The following is a 14352-nucleotide window of genomic DNA, read 5'->3' on the forward strand; positions in this document are numbered from 1 at the left end:
GTGGTGGGGAGACTGACGCGCCGTGCTCAGAAGGGCTTGGTGGGCAGGTACTTTCCGTCCAGGGTGATCACGGCGCGCTCTCCGCCTTCGGGGTCGGCGACCTTCTTGACGTCGAGTTTGAAGTTGATCGCGCTGATGATGCCGTCCCCGAACTGCTCGTGGACCAGTGCCTTCAGGGTGGTGCCGTAGACCTGCAGCATCTCGTAGAAGCGGTAGATCGTCGGATCGGTGGGCACCCCGCCGGGGATCGAGCCGCGGGTCGGAATGGTCTGCAGCAGCGTCGCCGCTCGGTCGTCGAGACCGAGCAGCTCGGCGACGGCGGCGGCCGATTCCGCCGGCAGGGGGTGCTGTCCGAGCACGGCCGCGGTGACGAACGCCACCGACAGTCCTGCCGTGTCGGCGATCTGCTGCCAGGTGAGGTTCTTGGCGATCTTGGCCTCCACTGCTGTCGCGGCAAGCATCTCGCGGGCGGTGGGATCGAACTGAGCGTGAACCATGATGGGTGATTCCTTCCTTGGGGAAACGAGTGTGGACGGGATTCAGGGAGTATCGAGAACCGCGACCGTGCCGGTCCCGATGTCGTAGATCCAGCCCTCGAGGGTGACCGTGTCGGCCGCGATGGCGCGGGCAACGGACGGGTGAGTGGCCAGATTGGCCAGTTGCGCAACGGCATTCGACCGAATGAGGGCGGATACCGGGTCAGCATCCGACTCACCTCCGGCGCGTGCCACCGAGACGTCCGCGTGACGCAGCCATTGGGCGACCGCTGGCACGGCGCTGAGGTCGTGGCGCCGCGCCAGCGCCGTCATCGCGCCGCAGCCCGAGTGCCCGCACACCACGATGCGCGAGACGGCGAGTTCGGCGACTGCGAATTCGATGCTGGCCGCGACCGCGTCCGCGCCGGGCGTGTACGCGGGAACGAGATTGCCCGCGGTGCGGATGACGAAGAGTTCGCCCGGATCGCTGCTCGTGATGAGTTCGGGCACCACGCGTGCATCGGAGCAACTGATGAACAGGGTGTCGGGTGTGTGCGTTGTCGCGAGGTGGTCGAACAGGTCCGACTTGTCGGGGAAGACGTCCCGCTGAAACTGTGCGACGCCGGCGGCGAGGTCGTGCATGGATCGCTCCTGTATGCCAGTAGGTCGACCGGATTGGCCCTGACGAAGTCCAGGATGCACGTCCTAGTGGTATAGCGTCCAATACTTACTAGACATCGTTGGCATAGATGACATCTATGCCCTTTCCCGTGTCCGAGCACGTCCGACGCGGGTGGCTCGCCTCGCCACGTCCGCGCCGAATCGCTTGCAGCGTAGCTATTTCACTCGACGGCGGGGTTCGGCTGGGGTCGGCCGACTCCGTCGCGAAGTTCCTCTGCGATCGCGCTGAACGCCTGCGTGGCCGCGGAGTGGTATGCCGAGCTGCGGCGAAGGAGTTCGACGGTCCGGGTCGGCAGTGCCGGAGTGAGTGTCACCGGATGGAGGCCTGGATGCGTGTGGGTGATGGCCTCGGGCAGGATGGTGGCGAGAGAGCGGGGGCGGACGAACTCGACCAGGGCGCCGATGGAGTTCGCTTCGATGGCGACCTGCGGGTGGACGCCGTTGGCGGCGAGATGCTCGTCGATGTGCACGCGTGTGACGAAGTCCCGGCTCAACAGTGCGAGGGGCTGTCCGGAGAGTTCGCGGAGGGGGAGTGGCGTCGTGCGGGTGGCGAGTGGGTGGGAGGACCCGACCATGAGGCAGAGGTGCTCGCCGAAGAGGGGTCGGTGATCGATGCCGGCGCCACGAGTCCCAGCGAAGGCGATGCCGAGATCGATGCGGTCTGCGAGTAGATCCGTTTCGATTCGATCCTGGGTGGTCTCGACGATCGTGAGGGTGATGCCGGGATGCCGGGCGTGGAAGCGGCCGACCAGTGGGCCGACGAGGTAGGCGGAGATCGTCGGTGTCATAGCGACTCTCAGGTGCCCGCGGGACAGATCCTGTACGTCGTTGACCGCGCGCGTACCGGCGTCGAGTTCGTGCAGCGCGAGGCGGCAGTGGTGGGCGTACGCCTCGCCGGCTGCGGTGAGGCGAATCGTGCGGCCGGACCGGTCGAGCAGCTGTACCCGCAGGGATCGTTCGAGTTGTTTGATCTGCTGCGACAGGGTCGGTTGCGAGATGTGCAGCGCCTCCGCCGCGCGGGTGAAGTTCCCGTGGTCGGCGACTGCGAGAAGGTAGCGGATGTGGCGCAACTCCATGGGCAAACCATAGATGCCATCAATCTATTGGGCGAAATATGAGGCTTCGTCTCAATGGTATGGGTCCGGTACGCGACGGAGGGGTCCGGTACGCGACGGAGGGGTCCGGTACGCGACGGAGGGGTCCGCCCGACATTCGCGGCCGGCGCCGCACCGGCCGCGACCGTGCGGCGTCGTCGAACCTATCCGGTCGTCAAGGGCCCGGCGATCGTGTAGGTGCTGAGGAGGACGCCGGACGGCATTGCTTTCGTGCCGGTGAACTCGAAGGACTGGGCCGGGGTTCCCTCGGCAAAGAAGCGCTTGCCGGTGCCCAACAGGACCGGGTAGACGACCAGCAGGACTTCATCGGCAAGCCCGTGTTCGAGCAGCGTCGATGTCAGCGTGGAGCTACCGGAGAGGACAAGGTCCGGGCCGTTGTCCGATTTGATGCGGCGGACGCCCTCGACGATGTCGGGTCCGAGGCTCTCGAACGGGCCCCATTCAAGACTTTCCGGACGGTGGGTCGCGACGAATTTTGTTGCCGCATTGAGGCGATCCGCCATCGGACTGCTCGGCGCCTTCGGCCAGAAGTCCGACCAGAGATCGTAGGTGCGACGGCCGAGCAGCAGATCGAAGCTCTCCCCATGCGCGGCGAGCATTGCATCCCGGCCCGCAGGAGTCCGATAGGGCACGGACCATTCGCTGTAGGGGAAATCGTCGTCGTCGCCGGAATGCTGGATCACACCGTCCAGCGAGATGTGTTCGATGATCTTGAGCGTTCTCATCCGAGTCTCCTGTTCCGGGGTTGGCGTCCGTCCTCACATGTGCGCGGTGGATGCGCCTCGTTCGGCCAGGACCGCGTCGAGTTCGGGCATCGCCGCGCGTAGCCCCGCTTCCATGCCGGGAATCGTCAGCTCCATTGCTTCGACGCTGGAAAACCGGGTGGCAATGGTCACGCGCGATCCCGTCGGTGTGGTGTCGAAGGTGAACGTCATCGACGACGGCATGGTCTCGTCCTCGGCGTTGTGCTCGCCGTCGCGCGCCTCGAAGGAGCTGATGGGTTTCACGGCGATGAACTCCCAGGAGCCGCTCCAGTTCTCTCCGTTCTGCCCGCTCAAGAAGTACTCGGCGCGACCGCCGACCTTCAGCTCGTGGTGGGTGAACGTGGCGGGCCAGTCGGGTGGGCCCCAAAAGCGCTCGAGTTGGCGCGGGTCGGCGAAGGCGTCCCACAGGCGTTGTTGCGGAACGGGATAGTCGCCCACGACGGTGACGGTGAGCGTTGCGGCGTCTTTGGTGACAGAAGTCAGCGGCATCGTCATTCTTCTCTCGGTAGAAGGACGTCGTCGAGCTGCGCCATGCGCCGGCGCCACATGGATTCGTAGTGGTCGAGAAGCTCGCCGGCGCGCCGGAGCCGCGCGAGGTCGGTGGAGACCAGCTGCTCGCGGCCGTGTGGACGTTTCCGAACCAGACCCGCGCGTTCGAGCACGGCGACGTGCTTTTGCACGGCGGCGAAGCTCATCTCGTAGCGCGTCGCAAGATCGGACACCGACGGCGTCTCCGTGAGCGAGCGCTCGAGGATGTCGCGACGCGTGCCGTCGGCCAGGGCGCGGAAGAGCTGGTTGAGCGACTCCTCGCTCTCTTCTCGAAGTACAACCATCGGGTTGTACGATAGTTTCGTCCGATGACTTTTGCAAGGCATCGCTGTGGCCGGCAACCATGGAACGGTTGACGCGCGCCTACCGGCCGGACGGAGCGGTCCGCAGCAACTTGGGGATCCGACTGCTCCGGGTCTGTGTGATCAGGAGCCTCCGTTGAGTGTGATCACCGACTGGGCAACCTATCCAATTCACTTGCAGCCCAATATGACCCGCCATAGGTGAACGCCCCGACCGGTCAGCGAGGTTGTCCTCCGGAACCTCTTGGGCATCTACGCAGTGCAGTTCGATCGCCGTATCCGGGGCCGCGTGACTTCCGTCAGATACGATGGTCGTTCTCGCATTGGTGCGAGGTCACTGATTCTGGGGCGCGGCCGCGACGGTGCGTGTCACCAGATCGACCAACTGCATGGCAGAGCGATCTGTTCGTTCGACATCGCCGGTGACAAGCCTGTCCTGCAAGATTCCCCGGAGCCCCGAGACCGCGATCGTCGCAGTCGACACGGCATCCCCCGGGCTGCATCCACACCGCGCGATGGCGTCGGCCAGGGCCCCGACGAGGCGGTCGATTGCCGAGCGAGCGAAATCCTCGTAGAGGCCGTGTTGTTGAGGAGCTACACCGATGACCTGCAAGAGTATTCCCGCGCTGACCGAGGACTCGCCCACGGTCGTTGACGTCCATAGGTCTTCCAGACGCCGGCGCAGGGCGTCGATAGTCGACACCTCGGCGAAGAGGGAACCGAGATCGGGGTGCTGCGTCGCCAACGCCTGGACCAGCAGTTCTTCCTTGGTTCCGAAGTAGTAGATGAGCATGCGTGAACTGGTCCCCAGGGCGGCCGCCAGAGGGCGCAGCGACAGGTCGACCAGCCCGTGCTCACTGATGTACCGGACGACTTCGCCGAGCAGTTGGATGCGTTTGTCGTGATCGAGCGGGCGCGCCATTCCTTGACTGTAGCGAACGGTACAGGTATTCATGTCAATTGTGAATGTAGCGAGTGGTACAGAAACTAGTGGTGGTCGATCGGTCGTCGTCACGGCCATGGCGGTGACGACCTCGCTCGCCGACAACGTGAATTCGACGTGGTCGGCACTGTTGCAGGGGCGGAGCGGGATCGGGCCACTCGAGGCGCCGTTTGTGGCCGACTACGGCCTGCCCGTCGCTATCGGCGGCACGCTGGCCTCCCATCCGTCCGCGGAGCTCACCCGTGTCGAACAACGCCGGCTGTCCTTCGTCGAACAGTGCGCATTGACCCTCGCGCGCCGACTGTGGCGCGAGGCGGAGAACCCGGAGGTGGACGACGAGCGGCTCGCCGTCGTGATCGGAACGGGACTCGGTGGGGGTGAGGCATTGATCGGCGCGGTCGATGCGCTGCGGGAGGGTGGGTACCGGAAGGTTCCGCCGTTGTCGGTGCCCATGGTGATGCCCAACGGTCCGGCCGCGACCGTCGGGTTGGAGGTTGGTGCCAAAGGTGGTGTGTACACGCCGGTCTCGGCGTGCTCGTCCGGATCGGAGGCCGTCGCGCAGGCCTGGCGCCTGATCCGGACCGGCGAGGCCGACGCCGTGGTCGCCGGCGGCGTCGAGGGTCAGATCGACGCGGTGTCGATTGCGAGCTTCTCCATGATGCGCGCTATGAGCACCCGCAACGACGAACCGGAGCGCGCGTCACGGCCGTTCGACCGGGACCGCGACGGGTTCGTGTTCGGTGAGGCAGGAGCACTGCTGCTGCTCGAATCCGAGGAACATGCCCGCTCCCGCGGCGCCACCATCCACGGTCGGGTGCTCGGCGCCGGGATCACCTCCGACGCGCACCACATCGTCGCCCCCGATCCGCAGGGGGCCGGGATCGCCAGGGCGATGCGCATCGCCTTGGCCACCGCGTCGTTGACGAGCGCCCAGGTCGATCACGTCAACGCTCACGCCACGGCGACCCCGGTCGGCGATGCCGCGGAAGCGGCAGCGATCTCCGCCGTTGCCCCGCACGCATCGGTGTATGCGCCGAAGTCTGCGCTCGGCCACTCGATCGGTGCGGTGGGCGCGCTCGAGGCGATTCTCACTATCCTGACCCTTCGGGACCAGATCGTGCCGCCCACGCTCAACCTCGACAATCTGGACCCCGCAATCGATCTGGACGTGGTGCGGGCGTCACCGCGTCGTCAGGCGATTGAGTACGCGGTGAGCAACTCGATCGGCTTCGGCGGGCACAACGTCGCACTCGCATTCGGTCGGGCCCGGTGACGGCGCAGTCGACTTCCGGCGCCCTCGCGACCCCTCGGTCGCCGCACCTGTCGCTCGCCCGCCCCGACGCCCTCGAGGGCGCCGACGTGGCGTCTGGGGCTCTCGTTGCACATTGACCACACAGTGAAGCGGCGAGCGATCAACCGTCGGATGTGGATGTCGTTACTAGCGCTCGGACTCATCACTGCCTGCTCGGCGACGGAGTCGATCAACCCATACCCTGACTCGTCTGCGGCTGTGTTCTCGAAGAACACACATACGGGGCCGCGGGACCTACCGGAGGTACCCGAGCTCCCTGCCTCGACGGTGCCGGGTGCCAGATTCACGCTTGATGGGCTGTGGTCGGGGACATCGGTCAGCAACGATCCAGCAGTTCTCTCGTGCACCTATGACACCGGGAACAACAGTCGGACGTACAACGTCACGACAGAGACGGCGAAGCGGTTCTCCGGCGTCGACAACTATCCGACGGCGGACTTCTACTACCTATCTGTGGTCGTCTTCGATGAGGCTCGATTGGAGGGTGCCGAGAAATGGGCCGCGCAGGCCGTCGTGGCCTTCGCCGATTCGACGGGCACATACGTTCAGATGGCAGCACCCGACAGCAGCAGCATCGCGAGTCCACCTCAGTGGCGACAAGTCTGCGGTGGCGTTCTCGATGATCAACGCGGCGGAGGGCAACCGAAGTGAGGGATCACCAACAACAGCGGCCGGCACCCTCACCTGCCCTCGATAGCGACTGCCTGCTGTGACTATCTGCCTCGGGCAGGCACGGCCGTCAGTAGGGCTCCCCATTCGGGTGCACGTGACGTCGCCTCGCGCCCGAATGCGACGGCATATCGGCGTGGAAGCCGAGGCCGTTCGACCGGCCTCGACCTCGCGTCGTGGCTACAGCACCCACATCGCTGACGTCGAGGCCGGTCGGGTTTCGCCCCGGGCTCTAGAGCGTGCCGTTCTCGATGTCGCGCTTCATGGCCTGCTGGTTCGCGATGTGCGAGGAAACGCCGTTCTGCACGGTGTAGTCGATCAACAGGGCCGGGGCCGAGAACGTCAGGTGCTCGGTGACCGTGGTCGCGCCGCCGGTCTCGGCGAAGGTGACCTTCTGGTGGGTGATCACGCCGGGCGCGTCCCAGGTGTCGGTGCTGTACCAGCGGTCCGCGGCGTGTATCCGCTGCTGCCCGACGGTGCGTCCCGGGATCGATGACGAGCCGGCCGGGATGTTCTCGAGGGCGATGAACTCCCAGACGTCGGCGTCGCCCTCGGTGTACCTGCGGTGGTCGAGCACGTCCTGCAGGAACGGGTGCCGCCCGAGGCTGTTGTAGAGGTTCGAGTACGCCGGGAACACGCGATCGACGGGTGCGTTGATGGTGATCGGCAGCGTGACGTCCACGGTCGCCAGCGCCCAGGCCTGGCTGGACTCGAACTGGTAGGCCGCCCACGAGGCGTTCCATTCCGCGCCCACCCCGGAGGAGGAACCCGAAACTGATTCGGCCCCTGCCGTTCCGACACCCCCCAGCGCGACGCCGGCAGCCAGCACACAGGCTGCGAGAAGCTTGGGTGCCGAGCCCCCAAACCGCCGGCCACCGAACTGCTCAGGACCTTTGACCATTCGTGTTTTCCTCACCCGTCGAGACCTGGAGACCATTGCCGCTGTTCGGCAACCGGGCGAATGATACGCCGTACCTGCCTCCGCTCGACCTCGTATGGGATCAGTCCCCGCCGAACACTTTTCGGCGGAATGGGCCGGCCGGATCGGGGGTGCGGCGGACCTGCGTTTCGACCCGTTCGGGGTTCGGTTCGCCCAATCGGACCGGTGGGGCGATACCCTTACCCGTCAGGTTCGCCGCGTAGCCGCCGCGTTACGGCGCTGCGATCACGAAGGGATGTCACCTATGCCGTCCGCGACGCGCGAGCGGGTGGGTAACCTCCCGCACGAGCTCACCAACTTCATCGGTCGTCGCCGCGAGCTGGGCGAGGTTCGCCGGTTGCTGTCCGAATCACGCCTGGTGACGCTGATCGGCATGGGTGGTGTCGGCAAGACCCGGATCGCGCTCCGGGCGGCCGCGAACCTGCAGCAAGAATTCGAGGACGGGGTCTGGCTCGTCGAACTCGGTGCACTCTCCGAGCCGGACCTGCTGGCGGACACGGTGGCCGCCGCACTCGGCCTTCGGGAACGGGTGGCCCGGTCCCCGCTCCCACTGCTCATCGACTTCCTGGCCGGTCGGCGCGCGCTGATCGTTCTCGACAACTGCGAGCACCTGGTGGCGGAGGTCGCCGAGTTCACGACGGCGGTACTGAGCGCATGCCCCCAGGTGCGGATCCTGGCGACGAGTAGGGAGGCGCTGTCCGCCGGCGGGGAGGCGGTGCTGCGGGTGCCGCCGCTGACGGTCCCGGGTCCGGATACGACGGCGTCGCTGCGGGGCCTGGGCCGGTACGAGGGCGTCACCATGTTCGAAGCTCGTGCCCGCGCCGCGGTTCCCGGGTTCAGCCTCACCGAGGACAACCAGGTCACGGTCGCGGAGATCTGCCAGCGGCTCGAAGGCCTGCCATTGGCGATCGAGCTCGCGGCCGCCCGGCTGCGCGCACTGTCGCCGAAGCAGATCCTGCAGCGGCTCACGAATCGCTACCGACTGCTGACCACCGGCAACCGCGTCGCCCCGTCACGGCAGCAGACGCTGCAGTTGTGCATCGACTGGAGCCACGACCTGTTGAGCGAGCGGGAGCGGACGCTGTGGCGGCGGCTGGCGGTGTTCGCCGGCGGCTTCGAGCTCGACGCCGCAGGGGAGGTCAGCGGCTTCGCTGAAGGCGAGCTGATCGACGTGCTGGCCTCGCTGGTCGACAAGTCGATCCTGATCGGGGAGGAGACGGGCGCGGTTGTCCGGTACCGGATGCTCGAGACGATCCGCGAGTACGGGCTGGAAAAGCTGACGGAGGCCGGCGAGTCGGCGCTCCTGCGGCAACGTCACCAGGACTGGTGCGTGCGGCTGACGCTGCAGGCAGAGGCCGAGTGGATCGGGAAGCGGCAGCTCGAGTGGATCGCCCGATTCGACCGCACCCGCGCCGATCTCCGTGGGGCGCTGGAGTTCAGCGTCACTGCCGCGGCTGACCCGGACGCCGCGCTGCACATGGTCGCCGCGATCTATCCGTATTGGGTTTCCCGTGGGTTGTACAGCGAGGGGAGGTACTGGATCGAGCGGGCGCTCGCCCGTGCCGACGGCTCTCCGACCGCGATGCGGGTGTCGGCGCTGTGCCTCGGCAGCATGCTGGCGTTGATGCAGGGGGATGTTGAGGCGGCCCGGGTGTGGACCGACACCGCGCGCACCCTGGCACAGTCCGAAGACGATCCCGCGGTGTCTGCGTTCGCGGTTTCCGCGAGTGGCTACCTCGCGACATTCACCGGTGACTTCGCCGGCGCGACAGAGTGTTTCGAGGCATCGCTGCCGACCCTGCGCACCGAGGGTGGTCTGCTGGCCCGCGTCGGGACTCTCGTCGGACTCGCAATGGCGTGCGGGCTGGCGGGGGACTCCTCACGCGCGATCGCCTGCCACGAGGAGGTGATCGCACTCACCGAATCGCACGGCGAGTCCATGTACCGGTCCTACTCGCTGAGCATGCTGGGGCTGGCGGTCTGGGAGCGAGGCGACACCAAGCGCGCGGCACATCTGATCGAGGAGGCGATTCGGCTCACCCGCCTCGTGGACGATCCGCTCGGCCTCGCGATGTGTCTCGAGATCCTGAGCTGGCTCGCGGTGGACCGGCCCGAGCGGGCCGCGGTGCTGATGGGTGCATCGGCGTGGGTGGGTGAGGCGGCCGGCAGCCCCACGATCGTCGTCCGCGACCTGTTCGGACATCACGATCGAGTTGTTCGCGAGTCGACAGACGCTATCGGCCAGAAGTCGTTCGAGGCCGCATTCGCACGCGGGCGCGATCTCGGCGGCGACGCGGCAATCGCCTACGCACTCCGTGACCAGACGTCTGCCGAGCCGAGAGCGAGTGGGCCGACCGTGCGGCTCACCCGACGGCAGCGAGAGATCGCCGAGCTCGTCGCCCAGGGACTGACCAACAAGGCCATCGCAGAGCAGTTGGTGATCTCGCAGCGCACCGCGGAGGGGCATGTGGAGAACGTCCTCACCAAGCTCGGCTTCACGACCCGCGCGCAGATCGCAGCCTGGGTCGTCGCGGGCGTGGGCCAGGCGGCGACGACCGCCTCGTGAGAGGTCGTAGGGAATGGCGATGCTGACCTTCCGGGCCCGCGCGTCGATCGATGACTACCTGGCCGGGGACGAGGTTGTCCTGATTGACGATCCGGTGGTGCGCGCGGCCGCCGACCGTCTGCTCGGTCAGGCGGTCGACCGGTCGGACTATGCCCGACGGGCCTTCGAGTTCGTTCGGGACGAGATCGCGCATTCGTGGGACGCCGACGATCCACGGGTCACCGTGACGGCCCGCGAGGTCCTCGAGAGCCGGGTCGGACTGTGTTACGCCAAGTCTCATCTCCTCGCGGCCCTGTTGCGGATCGGGGGCGTCCCGACCGCCCTGTGCTACCAGTGGCTCGTCGACGACGAGTACTTCATGCTGCACGGACTGGTCGCGGTTCATCTCGACGGCACCTGGCATCGGCTCGACGCGCGTGGCAACAAGGACGGTGTCGATGCGCAGTTCGACCTGGAGGTCGAGCGGCTGGCGTGGCCGGTACGGCCGGAACTGGGAGAACGCGACTTCCCGACTCTGCACGTGTCCCCGCCGCAGCAGCTGGTCCGTGCGCTGCGGTCCGTCGACGACATCAGGACGCTGGCCGCAGTCGGTCTGGGAATCCTGCCCGACGAGCCGCTGCCGGATCTGTTGCCCTGAACCGGTTCGGGCGGGAGTCGCGCGGCGCGCGGCGGAGCGCGTCCTTCTTCGCCCCGAGTTCGCAGCCGAAGGCGGGGCCGTGGGGTGCCCACGGGACCACGATCGGGTCGGTCACGCCGGCCGCGGCGAGTTCCTGTGCGCCGTCGAGCCGAAACGATCGAGGCAGACGGGCCGGAGATCCGGAGACGCTCTGGCGAACGGTTGAAAGTACCTGTCGCTGAGGGCGATCCGGGAGCTCGAGTTCCACGAGCGGGAGTCGAACGTGGTCGCCCGCTACCTGCTGGATCTGCAGGCCGGGCCGGATGTGTCTGCAACCGTCCGCATCACCGAACTCTTCATCGTTCGGAACGATGAAATCAATGCCGTCACAGCCATCTTCGAGCCGCCGGAGGAATCATGACCTGACGGCGGATCGGACGGCCATCCCCGCACCCGCGGCAATCGGGGCAAGGTGGGGGCACTCGGTGGCTGTAACGAACCGGTCGGGCAAATCGGATAGATCGGTAGGTTTCAGTCAATCGACGGAGGGGGATTCATCGATGAGGGGTACGGCGGCGAAGCGTGCATTGGTCGGGGGAGTGGCCGCGGTCGCGATCGGTGTCGGGGTGGTGGCCCCGGTGGGCGCGACCACCGATCCACTGTCGCCGGTCACCGCGGCGGCCTCCAGCCTCGAGGTGCCGTACGGCATGTCCATTCAGACCCTGATCGCTGCCCGGAATGCTGGGTTCCCGATCTACGAGGCAGCCGAGAAGGTGCTGTATCAGGCCCCGAAGCGGGCATTCTGGATGATCGAGTATCGGCGGGTGTCCAGCGACTACGACCTGAGCTCGCCTACGACGAAGTTCGTGACGATGGGCACGGTCGGGCCGGATACCTTCTGGGTGTCGCCGGACTCGGCCGGTCCCGCCGTGATCAATGTCAATCGGACCTGGTACCACCAGGACAACGTCGGTTTCCCAATGGTCGGTTTCGAGCAGACCGATCAGCGCTTCGCCAACAGTCCGGTGGTGCTGCTGCCCGGCGGTGGCCCGAGCGTCGGGATTGCGCTCATCACGCAGCGGCCCGGCTGAGTCCAGAACTCACGTCTGGTTGCTCCTCGACCCTCACCCGCGGAGCACGGGTGAGGGTCGCTCACCCGGTTCGGGGCCTGGACGATCCGAAGCCCCGCGCCGGTGTCTCGATCCGCTCGCGACCCTCGTCGCGATCTCATCGGCGAAGAACGCGGCAGCAACCGCGTCGTGCGGCAGTGCCTCGGCGAGGTCGACGTCCGCGATCGTGGTCGACGCGATGTGCGGACGTCTGACTCGAGTGACTGATTCGTGCTGTCGTTCAGGCCGTCTCGTCGTGTTTCGTGCCGATCCTTCACGCTTCGACCTCCGTTCGACGTGGCCCCTACGCTGGCCAACCGATCGGTTCGGGCGCTGCCTCATCCAGGTCTCTGGACCGAGTGAGGCGGTCGCCGAACCTCACCGGGACCGCCCACTGGGACCGACGTACGACGGTCCGCATCCGCGAGATCGGTGGTCCGAGTGAATACGCACGCCGGTTGCAACCTGTTGGGATCGAGCGGATTTGAGCGGATCTGCGGTCGGCAGGTTCGCCGCGTGCCGCGGTCGGCCCTGCTCAACACGCCGAGCGGATGTGCCAGCAGGCTGTCGGCAGGCCGTTCTACGCTGAGGTATCGCAAGATCGAGAGATCCGCGTGACCCGAGAGAGAAGAGGCCGACCATGGCATTGCCCACCCTGACCCCAGAACAGCGTGCCGCGGCGTTGGAGAAGGCGACCGCATCCCGCAAGACGCGGGCCGAACTGCGAGAGAACCTCAAGTCGGGAAAGGTCCGATTCGAGGACGTCCTGGACAAGGCGGAGGCAGACGAGATCATCGGGAAGACGAAGGTGCTGTACCTGCTCGAGTCCCTCCCGAAGATCGGCAAGATCAAGGCCCGTGAGATCGCCGAATCTGTCGGCATCGCCGAGACCCGCCGGGTGGCCGGTCTCGGTGCGCGTCAACGGGCCGAACTGCTGGCCAAGGTCGCCTGACTCGATCCGCGACACCTGTTCGGCAACGGAGCCCGGCGGGCTCCGGAGCGGGCGTGGACGACGACGATGTGCCCCGGTGCTCCTCCGAGAAGTGCCGGGGCACAGTCCATTCACGGTCCCGGACGCCGCGGGTGGTTCGGCGCCCGCAGCTGAGTCGGCACACCGATCAGGCGCGGAGTCTGGCGGCGATGCGGGGGCGGCGTCCGCGACGAAACGGGGTTATTTGGTCCGATCGTGATCGGCTACGGCTCGAGACCGGCCGCGTCGGCGCAGTATCGCCACACCCGCTCGAGTTCGCCATCGGTGTACCGGGTGGTGGGCAGGTAGTGGGTGGGCCTGGCCGCGCGGTCGTGCCAGAACCGCCCGGAGGGCAGCCGCGCTGCTGTCGCGACCAGCCACACCGCGGTGTCGGCGGCCTGCTCGGCGGTGCGCAGCAGGGGGCGGGTCAGTCGCCGGAACCCGGGAAGCGACTGCGCAAGTCCCGCGGTGTCGGCCCAGCCGGGATGCATCGCCGCGACCGTCACGCCGTTCTCGGCCCACCGGCTGGCCAGGATCGGAGCCAGCGCCACCTGGATACGCTTGCTGCGCGCATAGGCGACGGCCCCGCGATAGTCACCGCCGCGGTACTCGACGTCGGCGGTCGGCAGCGCTTGGGTGTACATGCCGCCGGAGGACACCAGCACCACCCGCGGGTCCGGTGCTGCAGCCAGGGCGGGCAACAGCAGTTCGGTGAGCAGTAAGGGCCCGAGGACGTGGGTGGCGAGTGCGAGTTCGTGGCCCTGATCCGTTTCGGCCCGGTGCTCGGGCATGACTCCGGCGTTGTGGATCACCGCGTCGATTCTGGGTTGCCGGACCACGAGGTTGGTGGCGAACGACCGGACCTCCACGAGATCGGACACGTCGCACGAATCGACGACCAGTTCGGCGCCGGGTGTCTCCGCGAGCAGGTCACGGCGCGCGGACTCGCCGCGCCGCGGGCTGCGCACCACCATCAGCACGGCCGCGCCGAGTGCTGCGGCGCCGGCGGCGGTGGCCTTGCCGATGCCGGAGTTCGCGCCGGTGACCAGTACCGTTGCCCCGGCGAGGGCGTTCGGGCGGGGATCGCCTGCCGGCCACCCGCGGCGGCGGATGTCGTAGCCGAAGCGTGAGTAACCAGCGACGATGGTGCGGTCGAGCATCCCGTCGAGTGCGGCGGCGGGCGTCATCGGCGCGGCGCTCCTGGGCGAATGGGGTACATGGTCGGTAGTGGTTCGCAGCGGACGTGCCGGAGGATGGGTCACTCGTAGCCGACGCCGCCGAGGATCGCGGCGTCGACGGCGCGAGCGCCGGCGGGAAATCGGCCGGCGGTTCGCGGGGCG

General features: G+C 67.2%; 16 protein-coding genes. 7 read left to right on the top strand and 9 right to left on the bottom strand.

Annotated features, from left to right (window positions below):
- Positions 1 to 26 precede the first annotated feature (26 nt).
- The 7 genes from cynS to ACFXGJ_RS00275 all read right to left on the bottom strand — a co-directional run bounded on the left by cynS (position 27) and on the right by ACFXGJ_RS00275 (position 4809).
- The gene (gene cynS, locus ACFXGJ_RS00245; RefSeq protein WP_378615248.1) at positions 27 to 497 is read right to left on the bottom strand and encodes a cyanase; all 471 of its coding nucleotides are present in this window, start codon (positions 495 to 497) and stop codon (positions 27 to 29) included.
- Positions 498 to 539: 42 nt separating this feature from the next.
- Positions 540 to 1118 carry a carbonic anhydrase gene (locus tag ACFXGJ_RS00250; protein WP_378615250.1) on the bottom strand — a complete coding sequence of 193 codons (579 nt, stop codon included), beginning with the start codon at positions 1116 to 1118 and terminating at the stop codon, positions 540 to 542.
- Positions 1119 to 1318: 200 nt separating this feature from the next.
- Positions 1319 to 2233, bottom strand: coding sequence for a transcriptional regulator CynR (cynR, locus tag ACFXGJ_RS00255; RefSeq protein ID WP_378615252.1), 915 nt, complete (start codon positions 2231 to 2233; stop codon positions 1319 to 1321).
- Positions 2234 to 2415: 182 nt separating this feature from the next.
- Complete coding sequence (locus ACFXGJ_RS00260; protein ID WP_378615254.1) at positions 2416 to 2997, bottom strand: dihydrofolate reductase family protein; 582 nt, start codon at positions 2995 to 2997, stop codon at positions 2416 to 2418.
- Between the two features lie 33 nt (positions 2998 to 3030).
- On the bottom strand, positions 3031 to 3531 hold the full coding sequence (locus ACFXGJ_RS00265; protein WP_378615256.1) for an SRPBCC domain-containing protein: 501 nt from the start codon (positions 3529 to 3531) through the stop codon (positions 3031 to 3033).
- Positions 3528 to 3869, bottom strand: coding sequence for an ArsR/SmtB family transcription factor (locus tag ACFXGJ_RS00270; protein WP_378615258.1), 342 nt, complete (start codon positions 3867 to 3869; stop codon positions 3528 to 3530). The genes ACFXGJ_RS00265 and ACFXGJ_RS00270 overlap by 4 nt, the downstream gene beginning before the upstream one ends.
- 352 nt (positions 3870 to 4221) lie before the next feature.
- Positions 4222 to 4809 (bottom strand): TetR/AcrR family transcriptional regulator, encoded by a 588-nt coding sequence (locus ACFXGJ_RS00275; RefSeq protein WP_378615260.1) that lies wholly within the window; start codon positions 4807 to 4809, stop codon positions 4222 to 4224.
- Between the two features lie 31 nt (positions 4810 to 4840).
- Between ACFXGJ_RS00275 and ACFXGJ_RS00280 the strand changes: the two genes are divergently transcribed.
- Both ACFXGJ_RS00280 and ACFXGJ_RS00285 read left to right on the top strand, forming a co-directional pair.
- Positions 4841 to 6103 carry a KasA/KasB family beta-ketoacyl-ACP synthase gene (locus ACFXGJ_RS00280; protein ID WP_378615262.1) on the top strand — a complete coding sequence of 421 codons (1263 nt, stop codon included), beginning with the start codon at positions 4841 to 4843 and terminating at the stop codon, positions 6101 to 6103.
- A gap of 237 nt (positions 6104 to 6340) precedes the next feature.
- Positions 6341 to 6793, top strand: coding sequence for a hypothetical protein (locus ACFXGJ_RS00285; RefSeq protein WP_378615264.1), 453 nt, complete (start codon positions 6341 to 6343; stop codon positions 6791 to 6793).
- 250 nt (positions 6794 to 7043) lie between these two features.
- Here ACFXGJ_RS00285 and ACFXGJ_RS00290 read toward each other — a convergent pair whose 3' ends face one another.
- Entirely contained in the window at positions 7044 to 7565 is a 522-nt protein-coding gene (locus ACFXGJ_RS00290; RefSeq protein WP_378615266.1) for a hypothetical protein, read from the bottom strand.
- Between the two features lie 430 nt (positions 7566 to 7995).
- Between ACFXGJ_RS00290 and ACFXGJ_RS00295 the strand changes: the two genes are divergently transcribed.
- From ACFXGJ_RS00295 to mihF, 5 genes are all read left to right on the top strand, one after another.
- Positions 7996 to 10317: an ATP-binding protein gene (locus ACFXGJ_RS00295; RefSeq protein WP_378615268.1), complete on the top strand. Its 2322-nt coding sequence runs from the start codon at positions 7996 to 7998 to the stop codon at positions 10315 to 10317.
- 13 nt (positions 10318 to 10330) lie between these two features.
- Positions 10331 to 10954 carry a transglutaminase family protein gene (locus ACFXGJ_RS00300; protein ID WP_378615270.1) on the top strand — a complete coding sequence of 208 codons (624 nt, stop codon included), beginning with the start codon at positions 10331 to 10333 and terminating at the stop codon, positions 10952 to 10954.
- A gap of 262 nt (positions 10955 to 11216) precedes the next feature.
- Positions 11217 to 11354 (top strand): hypothetical protein, encoded by a 138-nt coding sequence (locus ACFXGJ_RS00305; RefSeq protein WP_378615272.1) that lies wholly within the window; start codon positions 11217 to 11219, stop codon positions 11352 to 11354.
- Positions 11355 to 11493: 139 nt separating this feature from the next.
- Complete coding sequence (locus ACFXGJ_RS00310; RefSeq protein WP_378615274.1) at positions 11494 to 12024, top strand: hypothetical protein; 531 nt, start codon at positions 11494 to 11496, stop codon at positions 12022 to 12024.
- 658 nt (positions 12025 to 12682) lie between these two features.
- Positions 12683 to 12994, top strand: coding sequence for an integration host factor, actinobacterial type (gene mihF / locus ACFXGJ_RS00315; RefSeq protein ID WP_378615276.1), 312 nt, complete (start codon positions 12683 to 12685; stop codon positions 12992 to 12994).
- Positions 12995 to 13236: 242 nt separating this feature from the next.
- Here the strand turns inward: mihF and ACFXGJ_RS00320 are convergent, their stop codons facing one another.
- Positions 13237 to 14199 (bottom strand): SDR family NAD(P)-dependent oxidoreductase, encoded by a 963-nt coding sequence (locus ACFXGJ_RS00320; RefSeq protein WP_378615278.1) that lies wholly within the window; start codon positions 14197 to 14199, stop codon positions 13237 to 13239.
- Positions 14200 to 14352: the final 153 nt, after the last annotated feature.

It is taken from the genome of Rhodococcus sp. NPDC059234 (assembly GCF_042754225.1).
GTDB lineage: Bacteria > Actinomycetota > Actinomycetes > Mycobacteriales > Mycobacteriaceae > Rhodococcus_G.

Coding starts and splice junctions, on each gene's coding strand:
- cynS (WP_378615248.1), bottom strand. CDS start 497: ATGGTTCACGCTCAGTTCGATCCCACCGCCCGCGAGATGCTTGCCGCG.
- ACFXGJ_RS00250 (WP_378615250.1), bottom strand. CDS start 1,118: ATGCACGACCTCGCCGCCGGCGTCGCACAGTTTCAGCGGGACGTCTTC.
- cynR (WP_378615252.1), bottom strand. CDS start 2,233: ATGGAGTTGCGCCACATCCGCTACCTTCTCGCAGTCGCCGACCACGGG.
- ACFXGJ_RS00260 (WP_378615254.1), bottom strand. CDS start 2,997: ATGAGAACGCTCAAGATCATCGAACACATCTCGCTGGACGGTGTGATC.
- ACFXGJ_RS00265 (WP_378615256.1), bottom strand. CDS start 3,531: ATGACGATGCCGCTGACTTCTGTCACCAAAGACGCCGCAACGCTCACC.
- ACFXGJ_RS00270 (WP_378615258.1), bottom strand. CDS start 3,869: ATGGTTGTACTTCGAGAAGAGAGCGAGGAGTCGCTCAACCAGCTCTTC.
- ACFXGJ_RS00275 (WP_378615260.1), bottom strand. CDS start 4,809: ATGGCGCGCCCGCTCGATCACGACAAACGCATCCAACTGCTCGGCGAA.
- ACFXGJ_RS00280 (WP_378615262.1), top strand. CDS start 4,841: ATGTCAATTGTGAATGTAGCGAGTGGTACAGAAACTAGTGGTGGTCGA.
- ACFXGJ_RS00295 (WP_378615268.1), top strand. CDS start 7,996: ATGCCGTCCGCGACGCGCGAGCGGGTGGGTAACCTCCCGCACGAGCTC.
- ACFXGJ_RS00300 (WP_378615270.1), top strand. CDS start 10,331: ATGGCGATGCTGACCTTCCGGGCCCGCGCGTCGATCGATGACTACCTG.
- ACFXGJ_RS00310 (WP_378615274.1), top strand. CDS start 11,494: ATGAGGGGTACGGCGGCGAAGCGTGCATTGGTCGGGGGAGTGGCCGCG.
- mihF (WP_378615276.1), top strand. CDS start 12,683: ATGGCATTGCCCACCCTGACCCCAGAACAGCGTGCCGCGGCGTTGGAG.
- ACFXGJ_RS00320 (WP_378615278.1), bottom strand. CDS start 14,199: ATGACGCCCGCCGCCGCACTCGACGGGATGCTCGACCGCACCATCGTC.